This window comes from Nocardia sp. PE-7 (assembly GCF_030486425.1).
Lineage (GTDB): Bacteria > Actinomycetota > Actinomycetes > Mycobacteriales > Mycobacteriaceae > Nocardia > Nocardia salmonicida_A.
The window spans coordinates 1,035,332-1,053,969 of sequence record NZ_CP129614.1 but is presented as its reverse complement, the minus strand read 5'-3'; the positions used below and the strand labels follow the sequence as shown (position 1 = coordinate 1,053,969).

The following is an 18,638-nucleotide window of genomic DNA, read 5'->3' as shown; positions in this document are numbered from 1 at the left end:
GACCACGGAGGTGCGATGCCGGGACAGGGTCCGGGGCCGGGTAATCTTTCGCCCCATGTGGATCATCCTTGCCATCTCCGTGGTCAGCTCGGTCGCCATCGCGATCTTGTTCGCGACGGGCTTCCCCAAGGACTGAGCTTGTCCCGATAGCCCCGCGCGCGGCGAGCGCCAGCGATCCGTGCCGTTTTCGTCCTGACTGGTGGCGATCGGCCTAGAGTTGACTGATTGTGCGGGGCAATGTGGTGGGGGATGGTGGGCTTGCTTTCGCAGTGCGGCGTCGTCGCAAGCCTGGGGCTTTCCGGGTGTATTGGACGCTGGCGCGGGCGGGGTTCAAGCGACAGGCGCAATACAAGCTGGCGATGTTCGCCGGGCTGTTCACCAACTGTGTGTTCGGATTCGTTCGTGCGGCCGTGATGGTCGCGGCGGTGCGGGCCGCCGGTGATTTCGGCGGGTACGACGAGGGAACCATCGGCGCCTATGTGTGGTTGTCGCAGGCGCTGTTGGGCGCCACCCAGTTCATGGGACCGCAGATCGACCTGGTCGACCGGATCAAGTCCGGTGACGTGGCGATCGATTTCCTGCGCCCGATCGATGTGCAACTCGGCTATCTGGCCACCGATATGGGCCGCGCCGCCTGCACGATCCTGCCGCGTGGGGTGCCGAGCATCGTCATCGGCGCTGCCACCTTCGGCCTGTCGATGCCGAGCACGCCGGTGGCCTACGTACTCGGCCTGATCAGTGTGCTGCTGGCGGTGGCGTTGTCGTTCCTCTGTCTGTTCGCGGTGGCGCTGATCGGGTTCTGGGTGGTCGAGATCCGCGGCATCCGGGTGCTGTATCAGATCGTCGGAACGTTCCTTGCCGGGCTTTTCGTCCCGGTGCACATGTTCCCCGACTGGCTGCGTGTCGTAGCCATGTCTACGCCGTTTCCCTCCATCCTGCAGGCCCCGATCGATACCCTGTCAGGGCGGGCCGCTGGGTCGGAGGCCCTGATCATCGTTGCGATACAAGGCTTCTGGGTGCTGGCGATCGGACTGCTCGGCAGGGTGTTGCTGCGGGCGGGACAACGCAGGCTGGAGGTACAGGGTGGCTGAACCCGATTCCGCGCGCGTTGTTGCCGGGACCTGGTTCACGCCCTATCTCGCAGTATTGCGTTCGCGTGTGAAAGCCCAGCAGGTGTACCGACTCTCGTTCGCCACCGAGGTGTTCAGCGCCTTCCTGATCGGGCTGGTGGAGTTCGGTGAGGTGTGGGTGATCTTCCACAATGTCGGCACCCTCGGCGGCCTCGATGTCGACGCGGCGCTGCTGCTGTTCGGGTTGTCCAACACCTCGTTCGCGCTGGCCCAGGTCGCGGTCGGGCACTTGGACTCGCTGCCGTCGATGATCCGGATGGGCACCCTCGACGCGTATCACCTTCGCCCGCAACCACTTCTGTTGCAGCTGGTGACCAGCGACATCTCGTTACGCAGACTCGCGCGGGCCGCGGTCGCGGTGATCGTGCTCGGGATCGGGCTGTGGCGCAACGATATCGACTGGGGCATCGCCCCGGTTACCTTGATCGTGATCACCCTGCTGAGTGGAATTGCGCTGTTCTGTGGCCTTTTCGTATGCGCAGCCGGACTACAGTTCTTCCTGATAGACGGTGCCGAGCTCACCAACAGCTTCACCTACGGCGGTTCGTTCGCCGCGATGCAGCCGGCCTCTGTGTTCCCGACACCGCTGAAACTGTTGTTCGGGTTCGCGATTCCCGTCGCGTTCACGGCGTACGTGCCGACCATCGCCCTACTCGGACTGCCGGGGCCGCCGCTGCTGCCCGCGTGGTCGGCGTGGCTCACGCCACTCGCCGCGGCGTGGGTGTGGCTGCTCGCATCGGCGGCATGGCGGATCGGTACGAGGCACTATCAGGGAGGAGGGGGATAGATGATGGACGAGCACGAGAACCAGGAACCGATCATCGACATCGATGACCTCACCCGGCAATTCACCGTCTACCGCAAGAACGGCCGGCGCTGGCGCCGACATCGCGACACCATCACCGCTGTCGACCGCATGAGTTTCCGGATCGAACGCGGCTCGGCGGTCGGCTATATCGGCGCCAACGGCGCGGGCAAGTCGACGACCATCAAGATGCTCACCGGCATCCTCGTGCCGACCACCGGAACCGTGCGCACCTGCGGCCTGGAGCCGGTGCGTCAGCGAAAGGAACTCGCCTCGCGCATCGGGGTCGTGTTCGGGCAGCGTTCGCAACTGTGGTGGGATCTGCCGCTGCACGAGTCGTTTTCGATCCTGGCGGCGATCCACCGCCTCGATCCCGATATCGCCGACAAGCGAACCCACGAACTGGTGGAACAGCTGGAAATGGCCGACACCCTCGACACCCCGGTCCGCCAGCTCTCGCTCGGTCAGCGGATGCGCGCGGAAGTGGCGGCCGCACTGTTGCATTCGCCCGAGCTGGTGATCCTCGACGAGCCGACGATCGGCCTTGACGTGCTGTCCAAACAGCGATTACGTGAGTTCCTGCGCGCCGAACGGATCGAGCGCGGCACCACGCTGCTGCTCACCACCCACGATATGGGCGATATCGAACGACTCTGTGATCGGGTGCTCGTCGTCGATTACGGCAGGTTGGTGTACGACGGTTCACTGACCGGGCTCGGTGCCACCGTCGGCGCGCGCCGGGTACTGGTGGTCGACCTGGCCGCTCCCACACCGGATCTCGATGATCTGCCGTGCGGGGCCCAGTTGCTCTCCAGCGAGGCGGGCGGCATGCGCCAGCGCCTGGCCTTCGACGCCGAGAAGACCACCGCGGCGGCTTTACTGGCGGCGGTGTCGGACCGGGCGCAGGTGCGCGATCTGTCGATCGAGGAACCCGATATAGAGGACGTGGTCCGCCGGATCTACGAGTCGACCCGCTGAATTCAGCTCGGCCCGTCCGGGTTTCCCGCGTACATGCTCACCTCGCCGCCCTCCCCCAGGAAGGCATTGACCAGCATGATTCGCTGCGCGCGCAGTTCCTCGTCGGCGGGGGCTCCGGTGGTGATCGAAATCTGCGGGATGGCCGCCCAGTTCACGACGTAGCGCTCGGGTGGACCGTCGTCGTCGGACAGGCGAGCGAGCCGGAACACCGACACCGCACGACGTTCCATGAGGCCGCGCACGACATCGGCGATGCGCTCCGGGGCTTCCAGGGCGAACAGGAACCCGAAGGTCAGCTCAGGCGAGGACACGTAGGCGGGCACAATTATCGAGGTTAGTGCATTCGGCGCCGAAATGATTGCCGGAAATGTGCCCCGGGGTTATCGGGGAGTACTCACCGGGAGACCCGGCCGTAATGGTGGATAACAATTTCTGCCGACAACCGGGTTTGTCCACCGTGCTATTGCGCGTCGCCGCCGGATCGCGCTTTCCTGGGAGAGTCCCGATTTTCCCCGGGCCGTCTTCTCCACCCGCAGCGTCGCGGACTTTTGTCGGCGTCCGGGCGGGGCTACGCCGGTGCCGGGGAGCGCACGCCGACACCGCCTCCTCGGCCCTGGCGTATCCATGTACACAGCGTTGTCAGGGGCAGCCACCATGCCGATCGATCACGGCCACCGTCTGGACGCCGCACAGTTACCGACACCCTCGGCACTGTTGCGGGCTTTCCTCGGAACCGACCACCCCGACCCGACGCGACACCGCGTTCTCGACGCCGCCCGCGACCTGGCGAGCTGCCACGATCGCCGCCGCCGAGCCCTGGAGCAGGCACGCGACCCCGCCGCGTCGAGCAGCACCGGCGCGGCATACGGACGCCTCGTCGACGACATCGACAACGACCGCATCGCGCTGATCGCCCACATCGACGAGTGGGTCGCCACCCATGTCGAACACCGCGTCGGCGCCTCGCTGCACACCGAGACCCTCGGCGCGGTGATCGATCGGATGGCCGCGAAATGGATCGCCGCCCAGCAGGCCATGGCCGGACCGGCACCAACGAAGACGACACCACGGCAGCGGGAGGCTCGCACCCATCTGCAATGGTGTCGTCTTGCGGAACTGACCGACGGCTATCGAGATCTGATCACCGATGTCACCGAGCACCGCAGGCGGTTGCCGGTGTGGTGAGGATCAGGCCTGCTCGCCCGTCACCGGGGCCTTGTTGTCCGTAGCCGGGGCTTTGTCGTCGTCGGCCGGGGCTTTGTCGCCCACGACCGGCTCCGCGAACGCGGCCCGCGCGCCGAAGTCATCCGCTACCGGAGCGTCGAGGTCGACGAACTCGGTCTCGGTGTCCACGAAAGCCGCATCCCGCTCGGCATCTCGACGAGCGGCTGCCGCGGCTTCGCGCATCTCGATCGCATCGGTGAGGAACTCACCGATCTCACGAGCGACCTCGGCGACGGTCCCGGTGATCAGCGAGGCGATTTTGCCGACTCGCTGCGCACCGGAAGCCGTCAATTCCTGGACCAGATCCTTGTTGCTTTCGAATTTCCCGACCATTTACCCGCTCACCGTGGAGGTTTCCGGCTGATTTCGCATAACGATAACACCGGGCTTGGGGTCACTCTTCGTGAAACGATCGGGCAGCGCGAGCTTGAAGATCTTGGCCCAGACCGAGCCGATCTGCTTGGAGAAACGGCCGGTGTTGTAGGGCAGGCCGTACTTCTCGGCCAGCGCCTTCACCTCGGGCGCGATCTCCGGGTACCGGTTGGCCGGGATATCGGGGAACAGGTGGTGCTCGATCTGGTGCGAGAGGTTGCCCGACATGATGTGGAACAGCCGCGAGCCGTTGATGTTGGCCGAGCCGAGCATCTGGCGCACGTACCACTCACCGCGGGTCTCGACCTCGGTCTCCTCCTTGGAGAACGTCTGCACGCCCGAGGGGAAGTGCCCGCAGAAGATGATCGAGTAGGTCCACACATTGCGCACCAGGTTGGCCGCCGCGTTGCCCGCCAGGGTGGAGACGAACAGCGGGCCGGTCAGCGCCGGGAACATCACGTAGTCCTTGAGAACCTGCTTGCCCGCCTTCTTGCCCTGCCCCTTGAGCAGTGGCTTGATGTCGGACCACTTGCGCTTGCCCTTGATGATGTTGTCGGCCTCGAGGTCGTGCAGCATCACGCCCCACTCGAAGAAGGTCATCAGCAGGAACGCGTAGAGCGGGTTGCCCAGGTAGTAGGGGTTCCACTTCTGCGCCTCGTCGATCCGCAGGACGCCGTAACCGATGTCGCGGTCCATATCGACGATGTTCGTGTAGGTGTGGTGCATGTAGTTGTGCGAGTGCTTCCACTGGTCGGCCGGGCAGACCGTGTCCCAGTCGAATTCGCGGGAGTTGATACCGCGCTCACGCATCCAGTCGTACTGGCCGTGCATGACGTTGTGGCCGATCTCCATGTTGTCGAGGATCTTCGACACACCGAGCGCGGCGACGCCGGCCAGCCAGAACGGCGGCAGGAAGCCCAGGTACATCAGACCGCGGCCGGCGATCTCGAAGCCACGCTGGGTCTTGATGATGTTGTAGATGTAGTCACGGTCGCGTTCGCCGAGGTCGTCCACGACGCGGGCGCGCAGCGCGTCGAGCGCGGCGCCGAGTTCTTCGACCTGATCCGGGCTCAGGATGACCGGACCGTCTTTGCCTTCGGTGAGGATCGTCATGGCTGTATCTCCCCTTGTTGGTTCTGGGTAATCGGTTGGCTAGAGCGCGATGTCGACGTCGCCGACAGGGGCGTTGATGCAGATCTGGATAGGCTTGTCGGGGTCGGCGTCGAGCTCGCCGGTACGGACGTTGCGGGTGCAGCCGGAGACCTTGGTCGCGGTGCAGGAGAAGCAGATCCCCATGCGGCAGCCGTATTCCGGGGTCAGGCCGGATGCTTCGGCCTGCTCGAGCAGCGTTGCTCCGGTGTTGTCGGCGGCGACGTCGCTGCCGGAGAAGGTGACGGTGCCGGTGGCCTCGGACGGATCGGTCGGGACCGTGGTGAGCGTGAATTCCTCACTGAGCACCCGATCTTCGAGACCCTCGGCTTCGAAGATCGTCTTGACCGCCCGCATCAGCGGCGGCGGCCCGCACACGAAGGTCTGCGCGTCGGCGTACCAGGGTGCGACCCGCTCGAGCTCCTCGTAGTCGAAGAATCCACTGCCGGTGGAGGTCTCACCGTCGATCACCGTGCCCGGCTCCACCGGGTAGCGGTACTCGATACGGAAGTTGGCGCGACGCTGCGCGATCGAGGACAGCTCGGCCCGATGCGGCACCATCTCGGGCTGACGGGCGTAGTGCAGGAAGGTGACCTGCCCGGTGTAACCCTCGGCGTCGAGGGTCCGCAACATCGACAGTACCGGCGTGATGCCGCTGCCGCCGCTGACCAGCAGCAGCTTGTCGGGCCGCTGCTGCGGTAGGTGGAAAACACCGGAGGCGGGCGCCAGGTCGACGACCATCCCGGGCTTGGCATTGGCGTGCAGGTAGTTCGACACCAGCCCGCCCGGGTGCGCCTTGACGGTGAGCTGCAGGTAGCGCTCGCCCCGGCTCTCGGGGTCGATCGGCGAGTAGCAGCGGGTGTGGCGCACGCCGTTGATCGAGACGCCGATCTGCACGTACTGCCCGGCGGCATGGCCGCGCCACTGCCGCGAGGCGCGCAGGGTGAGGGTCACCGAGCCCGGCACCGCGTGCGAGACATGGGTGACTTCGGCGCGCAGCTCCCGGGCGGTGAGCCCGGGATTGACGAGTTCCAGGTACCGGTCCAGCGGATGCGGCGTCGTCAACGTCTGCACCAGGTCGATCAGTCCCACCATGTCGCGTTGCCCCTTTGAGAAGTCCTTCGACGTGCGCTTCAAATTTCAGTGCACGTCTGTACACTCACCAGTGTGCCCGATGACCCCGGGCCACTGTCAACCGGCAATAATGTGAGGCGGACAACATAATGACAAAGGCCGCTATGGTGAACGGATGTATGCTCACCGATGTGACTGAGCAGGCAGGAACCCGCAACGAGCGCAAAGCGCATACCCGGGCAGCCCTCCTCGACGGCACCTTGGCCTTGGCCTCGGAGCGCGGATTCGCGGCATTGAGCCTGCGTGAGATCGCCCGTTCTGCCGGCATCGTGCCGACGGCCTTCTACCGCCACTTCGCCTCGCTCGACGACCTGGGCGCGACGATCGTCGATGAGGGTGTCACCGCATTGCGCTTGGCATTGCGCGAGGTCAGGCGCAAGCCCGACGCCCATCTGGCCGATACGGTCCGCTTCGTCTTCGAGCAGGTACGCGTCAAACGCGCACTGTTCGGTTTCCTCATTCGCGAGCGTCACGGTGGGCCTGCCCCACTGCGTCAGGCGATCGCGATGGAGATGCAGCTGATCGTGCGTGAGATCGTCGCCGATCTCTCTCGCCTGCGTGCGCTGGATTCGTGGAGCACCACCGAGCTGGAGATCGCCGCGGATCTGCTCGTTACCACTGTTACCGACGGTATTGCCGCTTTCGTCGCGTCCACCTCCCGGGAGGAATCGGCGATCGTGGAACGCACCGTCATGCAGATGCGCCTGATCGCGTTGGGCATCTCAGGTTGGGTACCCAAAAACGCGGACTGAACTCGGAGCACGGGCGTTCACACAACTCGGCGGCATCCCGCCCGTGATACGTCACATATCGGCGGAAACCGCGCGCGACGGCGCGTGTACCGGGAGCAGGACCAGCAGGCCCACCGCCAGCACGACCAGTAGTCCGGCGATTCCGGCGCGGTCGCTGTGGAAGACGGAGACGAAAACGCCGAACAGGGCGGGCGCCAGGAACGACACGGCCCGACCGGTGGTGGTGTACAGGCCGAACAACTGACCCTCCCGTCCCGGCGGCGCCAGGCGCGCCAGGAACGACCGAGCCGAGGCCTGCGCGGGACCGACGAACACGGTGAGCGCGAGCCCGAAGATCCAGAACATCGTCGAGCCCGACACCAGCAGCAGCGCGACGCCGCAGACGAGCATCCCGACCAGCGACGACACGATCACCCGCTTGGGCCCGATCCGGTCGTCGAACCGTCCGGCCACCACGGCGGCCAGCCCGGCCACGACATTCGCGGCGATCCCGAACAGCAGCACATCGGCGTCGGCGAACCCGTACACCGTCACCGCGAGCACCCCACCGAAGGTGAACACGCCCGCCAGCCCGTCCCGGAACACCGCACTGGCCAGCAGGAAGTACACCGTGTGCCGATCCTGGACCCACAGTTCCCGCACGTCACGCCACAGCACCCGGTAGGAACCGAGGAAGCCGACCTTCGCCGCCCCCGGGTCGGCGCCGGTGCGCGGCATCTCGGGCACCGCGAACAACACCGGCAGCGCGAACACGGTGAACCACACCGCCGCGAGCACGATGACGAGCCGGACATTGAGTCCCTGATCGGTGGGCATCGCGAGCAATCCGCGGGTGTCACCGTCACCGGCGAGGAATCCCACGTAGCAGATCAGCAGCAGCACGATGCCGCCGAAATAGCCCATCGCCCAGCCGAATCCGGAGACCCGGCCGACCGTGGCCGGAGTCGACACCTGCCGCATCATCGCGTTGTAGGGCACGCCGGCGAGCTCGAAGGTGGCCGAGGCGAACGCGAGCAGCGCCAGACCGAGCCAGAGATCGTCGTAGTCGTCGCGGACGAAGAACATCAGCGACATCGCGCCGACCGTCAACGCCGTCAAGGTCGCCAAGGCCCGTTTACGCGAGCCGACCGCGTCGAAGTACTGCCCGCAGACCGGCGCCGTCAGCGCGACGACCAAACCGGCCCCCGCCAGCGCCCAGCCCAGCCACGCACTCGCCGGTGTCGTACCCGGCAGATCCTTGCCCACCTTGTCGGTGAGATACACCGAGAACACGAAGGTCAGCGTCACGGCCTGGAATGCCGACGACCCCCAGTCCCACAGCCCCCACGCCAATACCTGCCCGCGTCCGGCCGCCTCGCCGACGGTCTCGGCCGCGTTCACCTCGGTCATAGGCCGAAGAGTAACGGCGAACGAACAACCACGCGGCCCATAACGCGTGCACCCGTGTTTCGACGGCCCCACGCCGTTTACCGCATCGGCGCCGTCAACTCATATGAACCTGGTTGCATAGTACCCAGCGTTCCGGATACTCTCGTGCCATGGCACTGGAGCACGCGCTACTGGTCTCGCTCACCGAGCGGGCCGGCTCGGGGTATGAGCTCGCACGCCGATTCGACAAGTCGATCGGCTACTTCTGGAGTGCCACCCACCAGCAGATATACCGGGTTCTCAAGCGGATGGAGTCCTCCGGCTGGGTCACCGTCGAATCGGTGAACCAGCAGGGAAAACCCGACAAGAAGGTGTACTCGGTGGCTCCGGCCGGTCAGGCCGAGATAGCCCGCTGGCTCGCCGAGCCCACCGACGCCACCCCCGCCCGCGACGAACTCGGCGTGAAGATCCGCGCGGCCGCGTACGGCGACATCGATGCGATCTGCGCCGAGGTGGAGCGCCATCGTGGCCAGCACGCCCAGCGCCTCGACGAGTACCGCCTCAGCGAAAAGAAATTCTTCCCGGTGCCGGACCAGCTCTCCGGCACCGCTCTGCACCAGTATCTGGTGCTTCGCGCGGGCATCCGCGCGGAGTCCGGCTACCTCGAATGGTGCGACGAAGTACTGCAGGCCCTGCGACCGCGAAAAGGTGACGACCGCCCATGACTGCCTATCCCCATCTGTTCGAGCCACTCGATCTCGGCCACACCACGCTGCGCAACCGCGTGGTCATGGGCTCCATGCACACCGGTCTGGAAGACCGCGCCTGGGACACCAACAAGCTCGCCGCCTACTTCGCCGAACGTGCCCGCGGCGGCGTCGGCCTGATCATCACCGGCGGCTACGCCCCCAACCGCACCGGTTGGCTGCTACCGCTGGGCGGCAAGCTCACCAACAAGACCGAGGCCTACCGGCATCGCACGATCACCAAGGCGGTACACGCCGAGGGCGGCAAGATCGCCATCCAAATTCTGCACGCGGGGCGCTATTCCTATATGCCGACCAGCGTTTCGGCTTCGGCGATCAAGTCCGCGATCAACCCGTTCAAGCCGAGGGCGCTGTCGTCGAAGGGCGTGGAAAGCACCATCGACGACTACGCGCGCTGCGCGGGCCTGGCCAAGTTCGCCGGATACGACGGCTGCGAGATCATGGGCGGTGAGGGCTACTTCCTCAACCAGTTCCTCGCGCCACGGGTGAACAAACGCACCGACAAGTGGGGCGGCTCGCCGGAGAATCGGCGTCGGCTGCCCGTCGAGATCGCCCGGCGCATCCGGGCCGAGGTGGGTCCCGATTTCATCATCGTGTTCCGGTTGTCGATGGCCGAACTCGTGGAAAAGGGCCAGACCTTCGACGAGATCGTCGCTCTGGCACAGGAATTGGAGGCCGTCGGCGTCGATATCCTCAATACCGATATCGGTTGGCACGAGGCGCGGGTGCCCACCATCGTCACCTCGGTGCCGCGCGCGGCGTTCGTCGAGTTCACCGCGAAGATCGCGCGCAAGGTGAACATCCCGGTCTGCGCGTCGAACCGCATCAATATGCCCGAGATCGCCGAGGAGATCCTCACCCGCGGCGACGCGGCGCTGATCTCACTGGCCCGCCCACTGCTGGCCGATCCCGAATGGGCCAACAAGGCCAAGGGCGACCGCGCCGACGAGATCAACACCTGCATCGCCTGCAATCAGGCCTGCCTCGACCACGCCTTCGGCAACAAGAAGGTGTCGTGCCTGGTCAACCCGCGTGCGGGCAGCGAGACCACCCTCAACCTGCTGCCGACTCGCCGGGCCAAGCGGGTCGCCGTCGTCGGCGCGGGTCCGGCCGGTCTGTCGGCGGCGGTGAGTCTGGCCGAGCGTGGCCACCACGTCGACCTGTTCGAGGCCGACGACAAGATCGGCGGCCAGTTCGACATCGCCCGCCGCATCCCCGGCAAGGAGGAGTTCGACGAGTCGATCCGCTACTTCCGCCGCAAGATCGACCTCACCGGTGTCACCCTGCATCTCGAAAAGCGGGTCAGCGCTGAAGAATTGATCGCGGGCGAGTACGACGCGGTGATCCTGGCGACCGGTGTGCGCCCGCGCATCCCCAATATCCCCGGCATCGACCACCCGATGGTGCTGTCCTACGCCGAACTGGTGAAGGAGGAGAAGCCGGTCGGCAAGAAGGTCGCGGTGATCGGTGCGGGCGGTATCGGTTACGACGTGAGCGAATACCTCACTGTCGAAGGACATCCCACACTCAAGCTCGACGAGTGGAAGGAGGAGTGGGGCGTCGACTCCGAGAACGAGCAGGTTCCCGGCCAGCTCAAGAAGCCCAAGCCCTCCCCCGCGGCCCGCGATGTGGTTCTGCTGCAACGCAAGTCGACCCCGTTCGGCAAGGACCTCGGCAAGACCTCCGGGTGGGTACACCGCGCGGCTCTCAAGGCCAAGGGCGTCGAGCACGTCGGCGGCGTGAATTACGACCGCATCGACGACGCGGGCCTGCACATCAGCTTCGGCGAGAAGCACGAGAACCCCCGCGTGATCGAAGTCGACAACGTGATCGTCTGTGCCGGACAGGAATCCGTCCGCGAACTCGAAGAACCCCTGCGGGCAGCGGGGGTCGACCTGCACCTCATCGGCGGCGCCGACCTGGCCGCCGAGCTCGACGCCAAGCGCGCGATCGACCAGGGCACCCGCCTGGCCGCACGCATGTAGTTTTGGAGCGCTGACGCGCTCGAGCGCGGCCCCTGAGGGCCGCGAGTCAGCCACCGTTGCTGGCGGCTTCGCCGCGGACGCAACGGTGGCTGACTCGCGGCCGGGCCGCTTCGCCGCTTTGCGGCGGACCCTCCTCGAGGTCGGGTCGTGCGGGGCTGGGAGTGTGGTCAGCGCAGAGCGAGGTCGCGTATTGCGTCGCGTAGTTCGTGGCCTTCTTCTGTTTCGTACCAGCGGAGGTGTCCGAGAAGCCAGTCTTGATAGGCGATTTCGGCGTTGCGTGGGTCGTGGGCGACGCTGAGGAAGTAGTCGATCTCGGAGAGTTCGTAGCCGATGTGGATCAGCGGGAGCAGGTCTGGGAGCAGGGTCTGTTCGGCGGTGGACAAGGGTCGTACCGATCGATATCCCTGGATCAGAGCGGCGATCTGGTCCGCGCGGACGTGCGCGGGTCCGCCCTCGCGCAGCGACACCCAGTCGATCGCCGTGCGTTCGATGGCGGTGGCGAGGTCGAAGACGGCCGTCGTCCGGTCCGCCAGCCCGAAATCGATCACCGAGGTCACCTCGTGGTGGTCCCACAGCAGGTTGGTTCCGTGCCAATCCCCGTGCGTCCACAGCGGTTCGACATCGGTGAGTTCGGCCCGAAACCGGGGAACCTCAGCGCGCCAGTCTCTTTCCCCGAGGAACCGAGCGACGGCCGGTCGGCGGGCGATGTGCCACTCGAACGCGCTCACCACGTCACCGTGCATGCTCGCCAGCAACGGTCGAGCTGGTCGGGCGGGAGCGTCGAAACCCGTTGCGGCCTGATGCAATCGCCCCAGCATCACTCCCGCGCCCACCGCATCGTCGACGTCGCGATAGGGCGACCACGAGAAGTCCGCGCGATACCGGTCCTGGCCCGCCCCCGCGTGGTGCACCTCGTACACGAACTCCGGCGCAGGATGATCGTCAGCGCGAGACGGCTGCGCCCAGTCACCCACGGCGGCAAGCGCTTCGGGCACCGGAATCCCTCGGTCACGCAGATGCGCCATGAACCGGTGTTCCTCGCCCAGCGCCACCTCGTCGCGCAATCGCACCGGCATCCGCTTCACGACGAGCCGCGCACCGTCGGCCGAGCGCACCCCCACCGTGGACGACAGCGGTCGCGCACCACGCCATTCGATCTCCGCGGGCGCCGATCCGTTCCAGGTCGCGGCGATCGCGCGGGCGATCTCGTCCTCGGTGAGCGCGGGCCACGTCGGCTCGGCCAGCGGGTCGTCACCCATGCCGAACACCTGCGGGCTCGAGTCAGTTGCCATAACGCCACTCATGCTATTGCCGGGTGCCCGTGTTCCCGCGGTGCCACCCGTCGACGCGGGCACCGCGCGGCCTGAGCCGATCCCTTAAGCTCCCCCTCGTGAGCTTGCCCTCCCCCACTGCAGACAATCGTGCCGTCGTCACCGGCGCGTCCTCCGGCATCGGCACCGCGCTGGCCGCCGAACTGGCCGGGCGCGGCTATTCGCTGATCCTGGTCGCGCGCCGCGGTGAGATCCTCACCGAGCTGGCCCAGCGGTTGACCCTGGCCCACGGCATCACCGCCGAGGTCCGCGCCGTCGACCTGGCCGATCGCACCCAGCGGGCCGGCCTCGTCAGCGAGCTCGCGGTCCGCGATATCGCCGTCCTCTGCAACAACGCGGGCATCGCGACCTTCGGCCCGGTCGCCGAGCTCGACTTCGCCTACGAGCGCATGCAGATGGAGCTCAACGCCACCGCCGTGCACGACCTGTCCCTGGCGGTGCTGCCCGGCATGATCGAGCGCAAGGCGGGTGGGATCCTGATCAGCGGTTCGGCCGCGGGCAATATGCCGATCCCGAACAACGCGACCTACGCGGCGTCCAAGGCGTTCGCCAACACCTTCTCGGAGTCGCTGCGCGGCGAGCTCAAGGGCACCGGCGTGCACGTCACCCTGCTGGCCCCGGGCCCGGTCCGCACCGAGACCCCTGCCCCCGAGGACCAGTCGATCGTCGACAAGATGGTCCCCGATTTCCTCTGGGTGTCCTCCGAATACACCGCCAAGGTCTCCATCGACGCGCTGGCCCGCAACAAGATGCGCATCGTCCCCGGCTTGATCAGCAAGGGCATGAGCGTCGCGGGCAACTACGGCCCGCGCTCGTTCACCGCGCCGATCGCGGGTGCGTTCTACAAGAAGCTGGGCGGCTGACGCCCCCGTCAGCAAGTCGTCAGGAACGGTCGCCGGGTGGTCAAGGACCCGTAAACACCGAGTTCAGCAGCCCGCGAACGGCGTAGTCCTGGAAGCGGCCCCGCCGTCCGAGTGCGGGGGCGTCCTCCTGGAGGAGACCACCGTGACGTTGCTCGATATCTTCCCGTCCCTGCGCGCGAGTACGGTTCCCCGGCTCGACCCCGCGGTCTGGCCCACCGACACCCACTACGACGGCGAGGGCCGGATCACCCTCGCCGGCGTGGCGCTGCACGACATCGCCGACCAGTACGGCACCCCCGTGCGCGTGCTCGACGAGACCGAGGTGCGCGAACGCTGCCGGGCCTACCGCAAGCTCTTCCCCGATACCGAGATCGTCTACGCGGGCACCGCGCTCATGCTGCGCACCGTGGCCCGCTGGGTCGCCGAGGAGGGCCTCGCGGTGCAGGTCGGGTCGGCCGGTGAACTGGAGGTGGCGCTCGCGGCGGGGATCGACCCCCGTCGGATCATCTTGCAGGGCAACGGAACTCCGTTCGACGAACTCCGCACCGCGGTGAACGCGGGCGTCGGCCGGATCGTGGTCTCCTCGCTCACCGAGATCACCTTGCTCGCCTCACTGGCGACCCGCCCGCAGCAGGTGCTGTTGCGGGTGGCACCGGGGATCGAGGTACCGGGACGCTCACGATTCGGATTCCCGCTCGGCAGCGAGTCCTGCGCGGCGGCCGTCGCCCGGATCATCGCGCAGCCGAAGCTGATCCTGTCCGGACTGCACTGCCATCTCGGCGCGCAGATCCACGATCCCGACCTGTACGGCGAGGCGATCCGCCGGATGATCGGCGAGATGGCCTGGATCCACGCCGAACACGGCATCCTGCTCACCCACCTCGATATCGGGGGCGGGCACGCGGTGGCTCGGCGTGGCGGCGACGCGGAGCTCAACCTCCATGAACTCGCCGACATCCTCGAAGACGCGCTCGACGCGGGCTGCGCACGCCACCATTTCCCCCGTCCCGTCCTCGCGATGGAACCGGGGCGCGCGATCGTCGCCCGGGCGGGTGTCACGCTGTACCGGGTGCTCGCCATCACCGAGGTCGCCGACGGCGGCACGTGCGTGATCGTCGACGGGGATACCGCGGGGCGCGACGATGTCAGCGCACTCGTGGTCAACCGGCATCCGGCCGGGCCCCAGCTCACCGCCTCGGTTGCGGGCAGGCACGGGGCCGCGGGCGAGCTCATCGCCGCCGAGGTCAGGATTCCGGCCGATCTGCGGGCGGGCGAGGTGCTCGCGGTGCCGTGCACCGGCGCCTATCACCCGTGCGCGGCCGGATATCGAACAGCGGGCAGGCCGCCGGTCGTCGCGGTCGCCCACGGCCGCACCGAGCAGCTGCTCCGGCGCGAGACGACCGCCGACCTGCTGATGCGCGAGCTCGCCCGATGACGCGCTGATACCCGAGCATCCGTGACGACCCGCTCAGCCGAGCCCGGCGCGTGCGGCCCGCCGATCGACGGGCCGCACGCGATCACCTGCGACGGGTGCCGAAAATGCTGCGGCTGATCTCACGTCCGGCCGCACTCGCCGCCGAACGCAGGAAACTCTTCACCGCCGGGTTGGCCATGATCCGCTCGGCGGCCGAGTCCTCGTCCCGCTGGGACGCCGAACGCTCCGGTATCGGCGGCGCGGATTCGGGTGCGGGCTCCGCGGCCGCCACGCTGGCCAGCAGCATCTCGTAGGCCGATTCCCGGTCGACGCTCTGCCCGTACTTGCCCTGCAGCGCGCTCGACAGCGCCTTGGACTTGATCGCCTCGTCGCCGACGGTGTCCATCAGCGAGCGTGGCGGCGCGATCTTGGTCCAGGCGACAGGTGTGGGCGCGCCGGTCTCGGAGAGCACGGTGACGATCGCCTCGCCGGTACCGAGCGAGGTCAACGCTTCTTCCAGGTCGTACACCGACGACTTCGGGTACGTGCGCACCGTCTTGGACAGCGCCTTCTGATCGTCGGGGGTGAAGGCGCGCAAGGCGTGCTGGACGCGGGCCCCGAGCTGGGAGAGCACGGGGTTGGGGATGTCGGTGGGCAACTGGGTGCAGAAGAACACACCGACGCCCTTGGACCGGATCAGCTTCACCGTCTGCTCGACCTGCTGCAGAAACGCCTTGGACGCCTCGGCGAACAGCAGATGCGCCTCGTCGAAGATGAACACGAGCTTCGGCTTGTCGACGTCACCCACCTCGGGCAGCGTCTGGAACAGATCGGCCAGCACCCACATCAAGAATGTGGAGAACAGCGCGGGTCGCGCCGCCTGCTGACCGAGTTCGAACAGCGTGATCACGCCGAGCCCGCCCGCGGTGCGCAGCAGATCGACCGGGTCGAGTTCGGGTTCGCCGAAGAAGGTATCGCCTCCCTCGGCCTCCAGATTCACCAGCGCCCGCAGGATCACCCCGGCCGTCTGCGAGGACACGCCACCGATGCCCTTGAGGTCTTCCTTGCCTTCGGGGCTGGTCAGGTGGGTGATGACCGCGCGCAGGTCCTTCAGATCCAGCAGCGCCAGGCCGCGCTGATCAGCCCAGTGGAAGATCAGGCCCAGCGTGGATTCCTGAGTGTCGTTGAGGCCGAGCACCTTGCTGAGCAGGATCGGGCCGAAGGAGGTGATCGTCGCCCGGATCGGTACCCCGATGCCTCCGGTACCGAGCGAGACGAACTCGGTAGGGAACGTCCCCGGCGCCCAGTCGGTCGCGCCGGTCTCCGCCGCGCGCGCCCGGATCTTCTCGGTGTCGGCGCCGGGCTCGCTCAGGCCCGACAGATCGCCCTTGACGTCGGCCATCACCACGGGAACGCCCGCGCGGGACAGATGTTCGGCGATGCCCTGCAGGGTCTTGGTCTTGCCGGTGCCGGTCGCACCCGCGACCAGTCCGTGCCGGTTCATCATCCGCAACGGAATACGCACGCGCGCAACAGGATCGGCGACGCCGTCGACCATCACCGTGCCCAGTTCCAACGCAGGTCCGCTGAAGGCGTAGCCCTCGGCGATCTCCGCGGCCGCGACGGATGCGCTCGGCTCGCCGGATGACGGTGGCTTCGAGGCGGATTCCGCGCTCGCCGCCGCGGCTTCCTGCTCGGCGGCCTCCGCGGCTGCCATGGCCTCGGCGGCGACGCGTGCCGCGTCTTCGGCCGCCTTGCGTGCCGCTGCCGCCTTCTCCTGTGGGGTGGTCATTCGCGCGTCCTCCGTCTGCTCACTGGCACGTACGCAAGAAATGCTCGAAACGTCTGTGGTCAATCCCAGGCAAACTGTATCCGGGCCGGTCACCAGGGTGGCGAACATCTGGCTATGTCGTCGGCAAACCTCGTACGCCTCGCCCACGCGACACACCTGCCGACCCGGTTCGCGGACCCACCATTAGGGTGACTCCCGTGTCAGACAAACTCTTGGTCTGGATGGATTGCGAAATGACGGGGCTCCGTCTCGACAGCGACAAGCTGATCGAGATCGCCGCGCTCGTAACCGACAGCGACCTCAACATTCTCGGTGACGGTGTCGACATCGTCATCCACGCCGACGACGCCGCCCTGGCCTGCATGCCACCGGTCGTCGCCACCATGCACGCGAAATCCGGTCTGACCGAAGAGGTTCGGCGATCCACCGTCACCCTCGAGCAGGCGCAGCAGCAGGTACTCGACTACATCCGCGAGTACGCGCCCACCGCGCGCACGGTGCCGCTGTGCGGCAACTCGATCGGCACCGATCGCGGCTTCATCGCTCGCGACATGCCGGAACTCGACGCGCACCTGCACTACCGGATGGTCGATGTGAGCTCGATCAAGGAACTGTGCAGGCGCTGGTACCCGCGCATCTACTTCGGTCAGCCGGAAAAGGGCCTGGCCCATCGCGCGCTGGCCGACATCAAGGAATCCATCCGCGAGCTCGAGTACTACCGGCGTACCGCGTTCGTGCCGCTGCCCGGACCGACCACCACCGAGATCGCCGCCGCCGCACAGGCCGCCACCGATGCCGTGGATGTCACCGGTTCGAGCCCTCTACCAGCGGATTAGGGCCTGACGCCAAAGTCACGCTAGTATCGACGGCGCCGGTGATTCACCGGTGATGGTGACCGTAGTTCAGTTGGTAGAGCACCAGGTTGTGATCCTGGATGTCGCGGGTTCGAGTCCCGTCGGTCACCCCGAAGAGAAGGCCCGGTCCTCTGGACCGGGCCTTCTTTGCTTCCCAGTAGCCGCGGTTACGGACCGACTCGGGCGGCCCCGTTCTCGGCGCGGCTCGCTCGGTGCCTTCGGACGGCCGAGCGGTTCGCACAGGCCGGGCTGCAGAAGCGTTGTCTGCCGTTGCGCGAGGTGTCGGCGTACACCTGCGAGCACCCCTCCGCCGCGCAGGCGCCGAGGCGGTCCATACCGAGCCCGGTCAGGTGCAGTGCGGTGCCGACGGTGATCAACGCGGCGATCTGACGATCCGTCGCCACGCCGGGGTCACGAAAGTGCAGATGCCAGCCGTCGCCCACATGGTCGGTCAGGCGGGGCGGAGACGCGTACTCGGCCAGCAGCACATTGAGCAGGGTCGCTCGCTCGGCGCGGTCCGCGCACTCCACTACCCCGCGCCAACGCCCCAGAAAGGCCGTCACCGCCGCGAGATCACCCTCGGACACCGGCGCACTCAGCACCAAGCCTGCGTCCACACAGCGCCGCGCCAGCTCCGCGGCGCTCGCACACGGATCGTTGAGCAGGCCGATACCCAACAGCACCGGCTCCCGGCCGTAATGGTTGTAATGCACAATGCCA

At 66.9% G+C, this 18,638-nt stretch carries 18 protein-coding genes and 1 tRNA gene; 11 read left to right on the top strand and 8 right to left on the bottom strand.

Features of this window, described 5'->3' with window-relative positions:
• Positions 1-302 precede the first annotated feature (302 nt).
• Genes QX204_RS04930 through QX204_RS04920 form a run of 3 tightly spaced genes read left to right on the top strand, consistent with a single transcriptional unit; the run spans position 303 to position 2,913 of the window.
• Positions 303-1,091 carry an ABC transporter permease gene (locus QX204_RS04930; protein ID WP_301905395.1) on the top strand — a complete coding sequence of 263 codons (789 nt, stop codon included), beginning with the start codon at positions 303-305 and terminating at the stop codon, positions 1,089-1,091.
• A complete protein-coding gene (locus QX204_RS04925) occupies positions 1,084-1,917 on the top strand; it encodes an ABC transporter permease (RefSeq protein WP_301905394.1) in 834 nt (277 codons plus the stop codon). The genes QX204_RS04930 and QX204_RS04925 overlap by 8 nt, the downstream gene beginning before the upstream one ends.
• Positions 1,918-2,913 (top strand): ABC transporter ATP-binding protein, encoded by a 996-nt coding sequence (locus QX204_RS04920; RefSeq protein WP_301905393.1) that lies wholly within the window; start codon positions 1,918-1,920, stop codon positions 2,911-2,913.
• A gap of 2 nt (positions 2,914-2,915) precedes the next feature.
• On the opposite strand, the gene QX204_RS04915 is transcribed toward QX204_RS04920, so the two are convergent.
• Positions 2,916-3,236, bottom strand: a complete 321-nt coding sequence (locus QX204_RS04915) for a hypothetical protein (RefSeq protein ID WP_194829575.1) — start codon at positions 3,234-3,236, stop codon at positions 2,916-2,918.
• Positions 3,237-3,567: 331 nt separating this feature from the next.
• Between QX204_RS04915 and QX204_RS04910 the strand changes: the two genes are divergently transcribed.
• On the top strand, positions 3,568-4,098 hold the full coding sequence (locus QX204_RS04910; RefSeq protein ID WP_301905392.1) for a DUF4254 domain-containing protein: 531 nt from the start codon (positions 3,568-3,570) through the stop codon (positions 4,096-4,098).
• A gap of 3 nt (positions 4,099-4,101) precedes the next feature.
• On the opposite strand, the gene QX204_RS04905 is transcribed toward QX204_RS04910, so the two are convergent.
• Genes QX204_RS04905 through QX204_RS04895 form a run of 3 tightly spaced genes read right to left on the bottom strand, consistent with a single transcriptional unit; the run spans position 4,102 to position 6,753 of the window.
• Positions 4,102-4,470 (bottom strand): hypothetical protein, encoded by a 369-nt coding sequence (locus tag QX204_RS04905; RefSeq protein WP_301905391.1) that lies wholly within the window; start codon positions 4,468-4,470, stop codon positions 4,102-4,104.
• A complete protein-coding gene (locus tag QX204_RS04900; protein WP_301905390.1) occupies positions 4,471-5,622 on the bottom strand; it encodes a fatty acid desaturase family protein in 1,152 nt (383 codons plus the stop codon).
• 39 nt (positions 5,623-5,661) lie between these two features.
• The gene (locus QX204_RS04895; protein ID WP_301905389.1) at positions 5,662-6,753 is read right to left on the bottom strand and encodes a ferredoxin reductase; all 1,092 of its coding nucleotides are present in this window, start codon (positions 6,751-6,753) and stop codon (positions 5,662-5,664) included.
• A 170-nt stretch (positions 6,754-6,923) separates the two neighbouring features.
• On the opposite strand from QX204_RS04895, the gene QX204_RS04890 reads away from it, so the two are divergent.
• Positions 6,924-7,544: a TetR family transcriptional regulator gene (locus QX204_RS04890; protein WP_301905388.1), complete on the top strand. Its 621-nt coding sequence runs from the start codon at positions 6,924-6,926 to the stop codon at positions 7,542-7,544.
• A gap of 51 nt (positions 7,545-7,595) precedes the next feature.
• Here QX204_RS04890 and QX204_RS04885 read toward each other — a convergent pair whose 3' ends face one another.
• Positions 7,596-8,933, bottom strand: coding sequence for an MFS transporter (locus QX204_RS04885; RefSeq protein ID WP_301905387.1), 1,338 nt, complete (start codon positions 8,931-8,933; stop codon positions 7,596-7,598).
• A 149-nt stretch (positions 8,934-9,082) separates the two neighbouring features.
• On the opposite strand from QX204_RS04885, the gene QX204_RS04880 reads away from it, so the two are divergent.
• Together QX204_RS04880 and QX204_RS04875 are read left to right on the top strand one after the other, a co-directional pair.
• Positions 9,083-9,637, top strand: a complete 555-nt coding sequence (locus tag QX204_RS04880; protein ID WP_056821580.1) for a PadR family transcriptional regulator — start codon at positions 9,083-9,085, stop codon at positions 9,635-9,637.
• On the top strand, positions 9,634-11,664 hold the full coding sequence (locus QX204_RS04875) for an NADPH-dependent 2,4-dienoyl-CoA reductase (RefSeq protein WP_301905386.1): 2,031 nt from the start codon (positions 9,634-9,636) through the stop codon (positions 11,662-11,664). The genes QX204_RS04880 and QX204_RS04875 overlap by 4 nt, the downstream gene beginning before the upstream one ends.
• A 167-nt stretch (positions 11,665-11,831) precedes the next feature.
• Here QX204_RS04875 and QX204_RS04870 read toward each other — a convergent pair whose 3' ends face one another.
• Positions 11,832-12,956, bottom strand: coding sequence for a phosphotransferase enzyme family protein (locus QX204_RS04870; RefSeq protein WP_301905385.1), 1,125 nt, complete (start codon positions 12,954-12,956; stop codon positions 11,832-11,834).
• A gap of 98 nt (positions 12,957-13,054) precedes the next feature.
• Between QX204_RS04870 and cmrA the strand changes: the two genes are divergently transcribed.
• Complete coding sequence (cmrA, locus tag QX204_RS04865; RefSeq protein WP_301905384.1) at positions 13,055-13,858, top strand: mycolate reductase; 804 nt, start codon at positions 13,055-13,057, stop codon at positions 13,856-13,858.
• A 142-nt stretch (positions 13,859-14,000) separates the two neighbouring features.
• Entirely contained in the window at positions 14,001-15,293 is a 1,293-nt protein-coding gene (locus tag QX204_RS04860) for a diaminopimelate decarboxylase family protein (RefSeq protein ID WP_301905383.1), read from the top strand.
• A gap of 82 nt (positions 15,294-15,375) precedes the next feature.
• Here the strand turns inward: QX204_RS04860 and QX204_RS04855 are convergent, their stop codons facing one another.
• Positions 15,376-17,064, bottom strand: coding sequence for a helicase HerA-like domain-containing protein (locus QX204_RS04855; protein WP_301905382.1), 1,689 nt, complete (start codon positions 17,062-17,064; stop codon positions 15,376-15,378).
• A 197-nt stretch (positions 17,065-17,261) separates the two neighbouring features.
• Here QX204_RS04855 and orn point away from each other — a divergent pair, with 197 nt between their 5' ends.
• Together orn and QX204_RS04845 are read left to right on the top strand one after the other, a co-directional pair.
• Entirely contained in the window at positions 17,262-17,900 is a 639-nt protein-coding gene (orn, locus tag QX204_RS04850; protein WP_063056000.1) for an oligoribonuclease, read from the top strand.
• 55 nt (positions 17,901-17,955) lie between these two features.
• Positions 17,956-18,028 (top strand) — tRNA-His (locus tag QX204_RS04845).
• A 57-nt stretch (positions 18,029-18,085) separates the two neighbouring features.
• On the opposite strand, the gene QX204_RS04840 is transcribed toward QX204_RS04845, so the two are convergent.
• Entirely contained in the window at positions 18,086-18,631 is a 546-nt protein-coding gene (locus QX204_RS04840) for a CGNR zinc finger domain-containing protein (RefSeq protein ID WP_301905381.1), read from the bottom strand.
• Between the last annotated feature and the right edge of the window lie 7 nt (positions 18,632-18,638).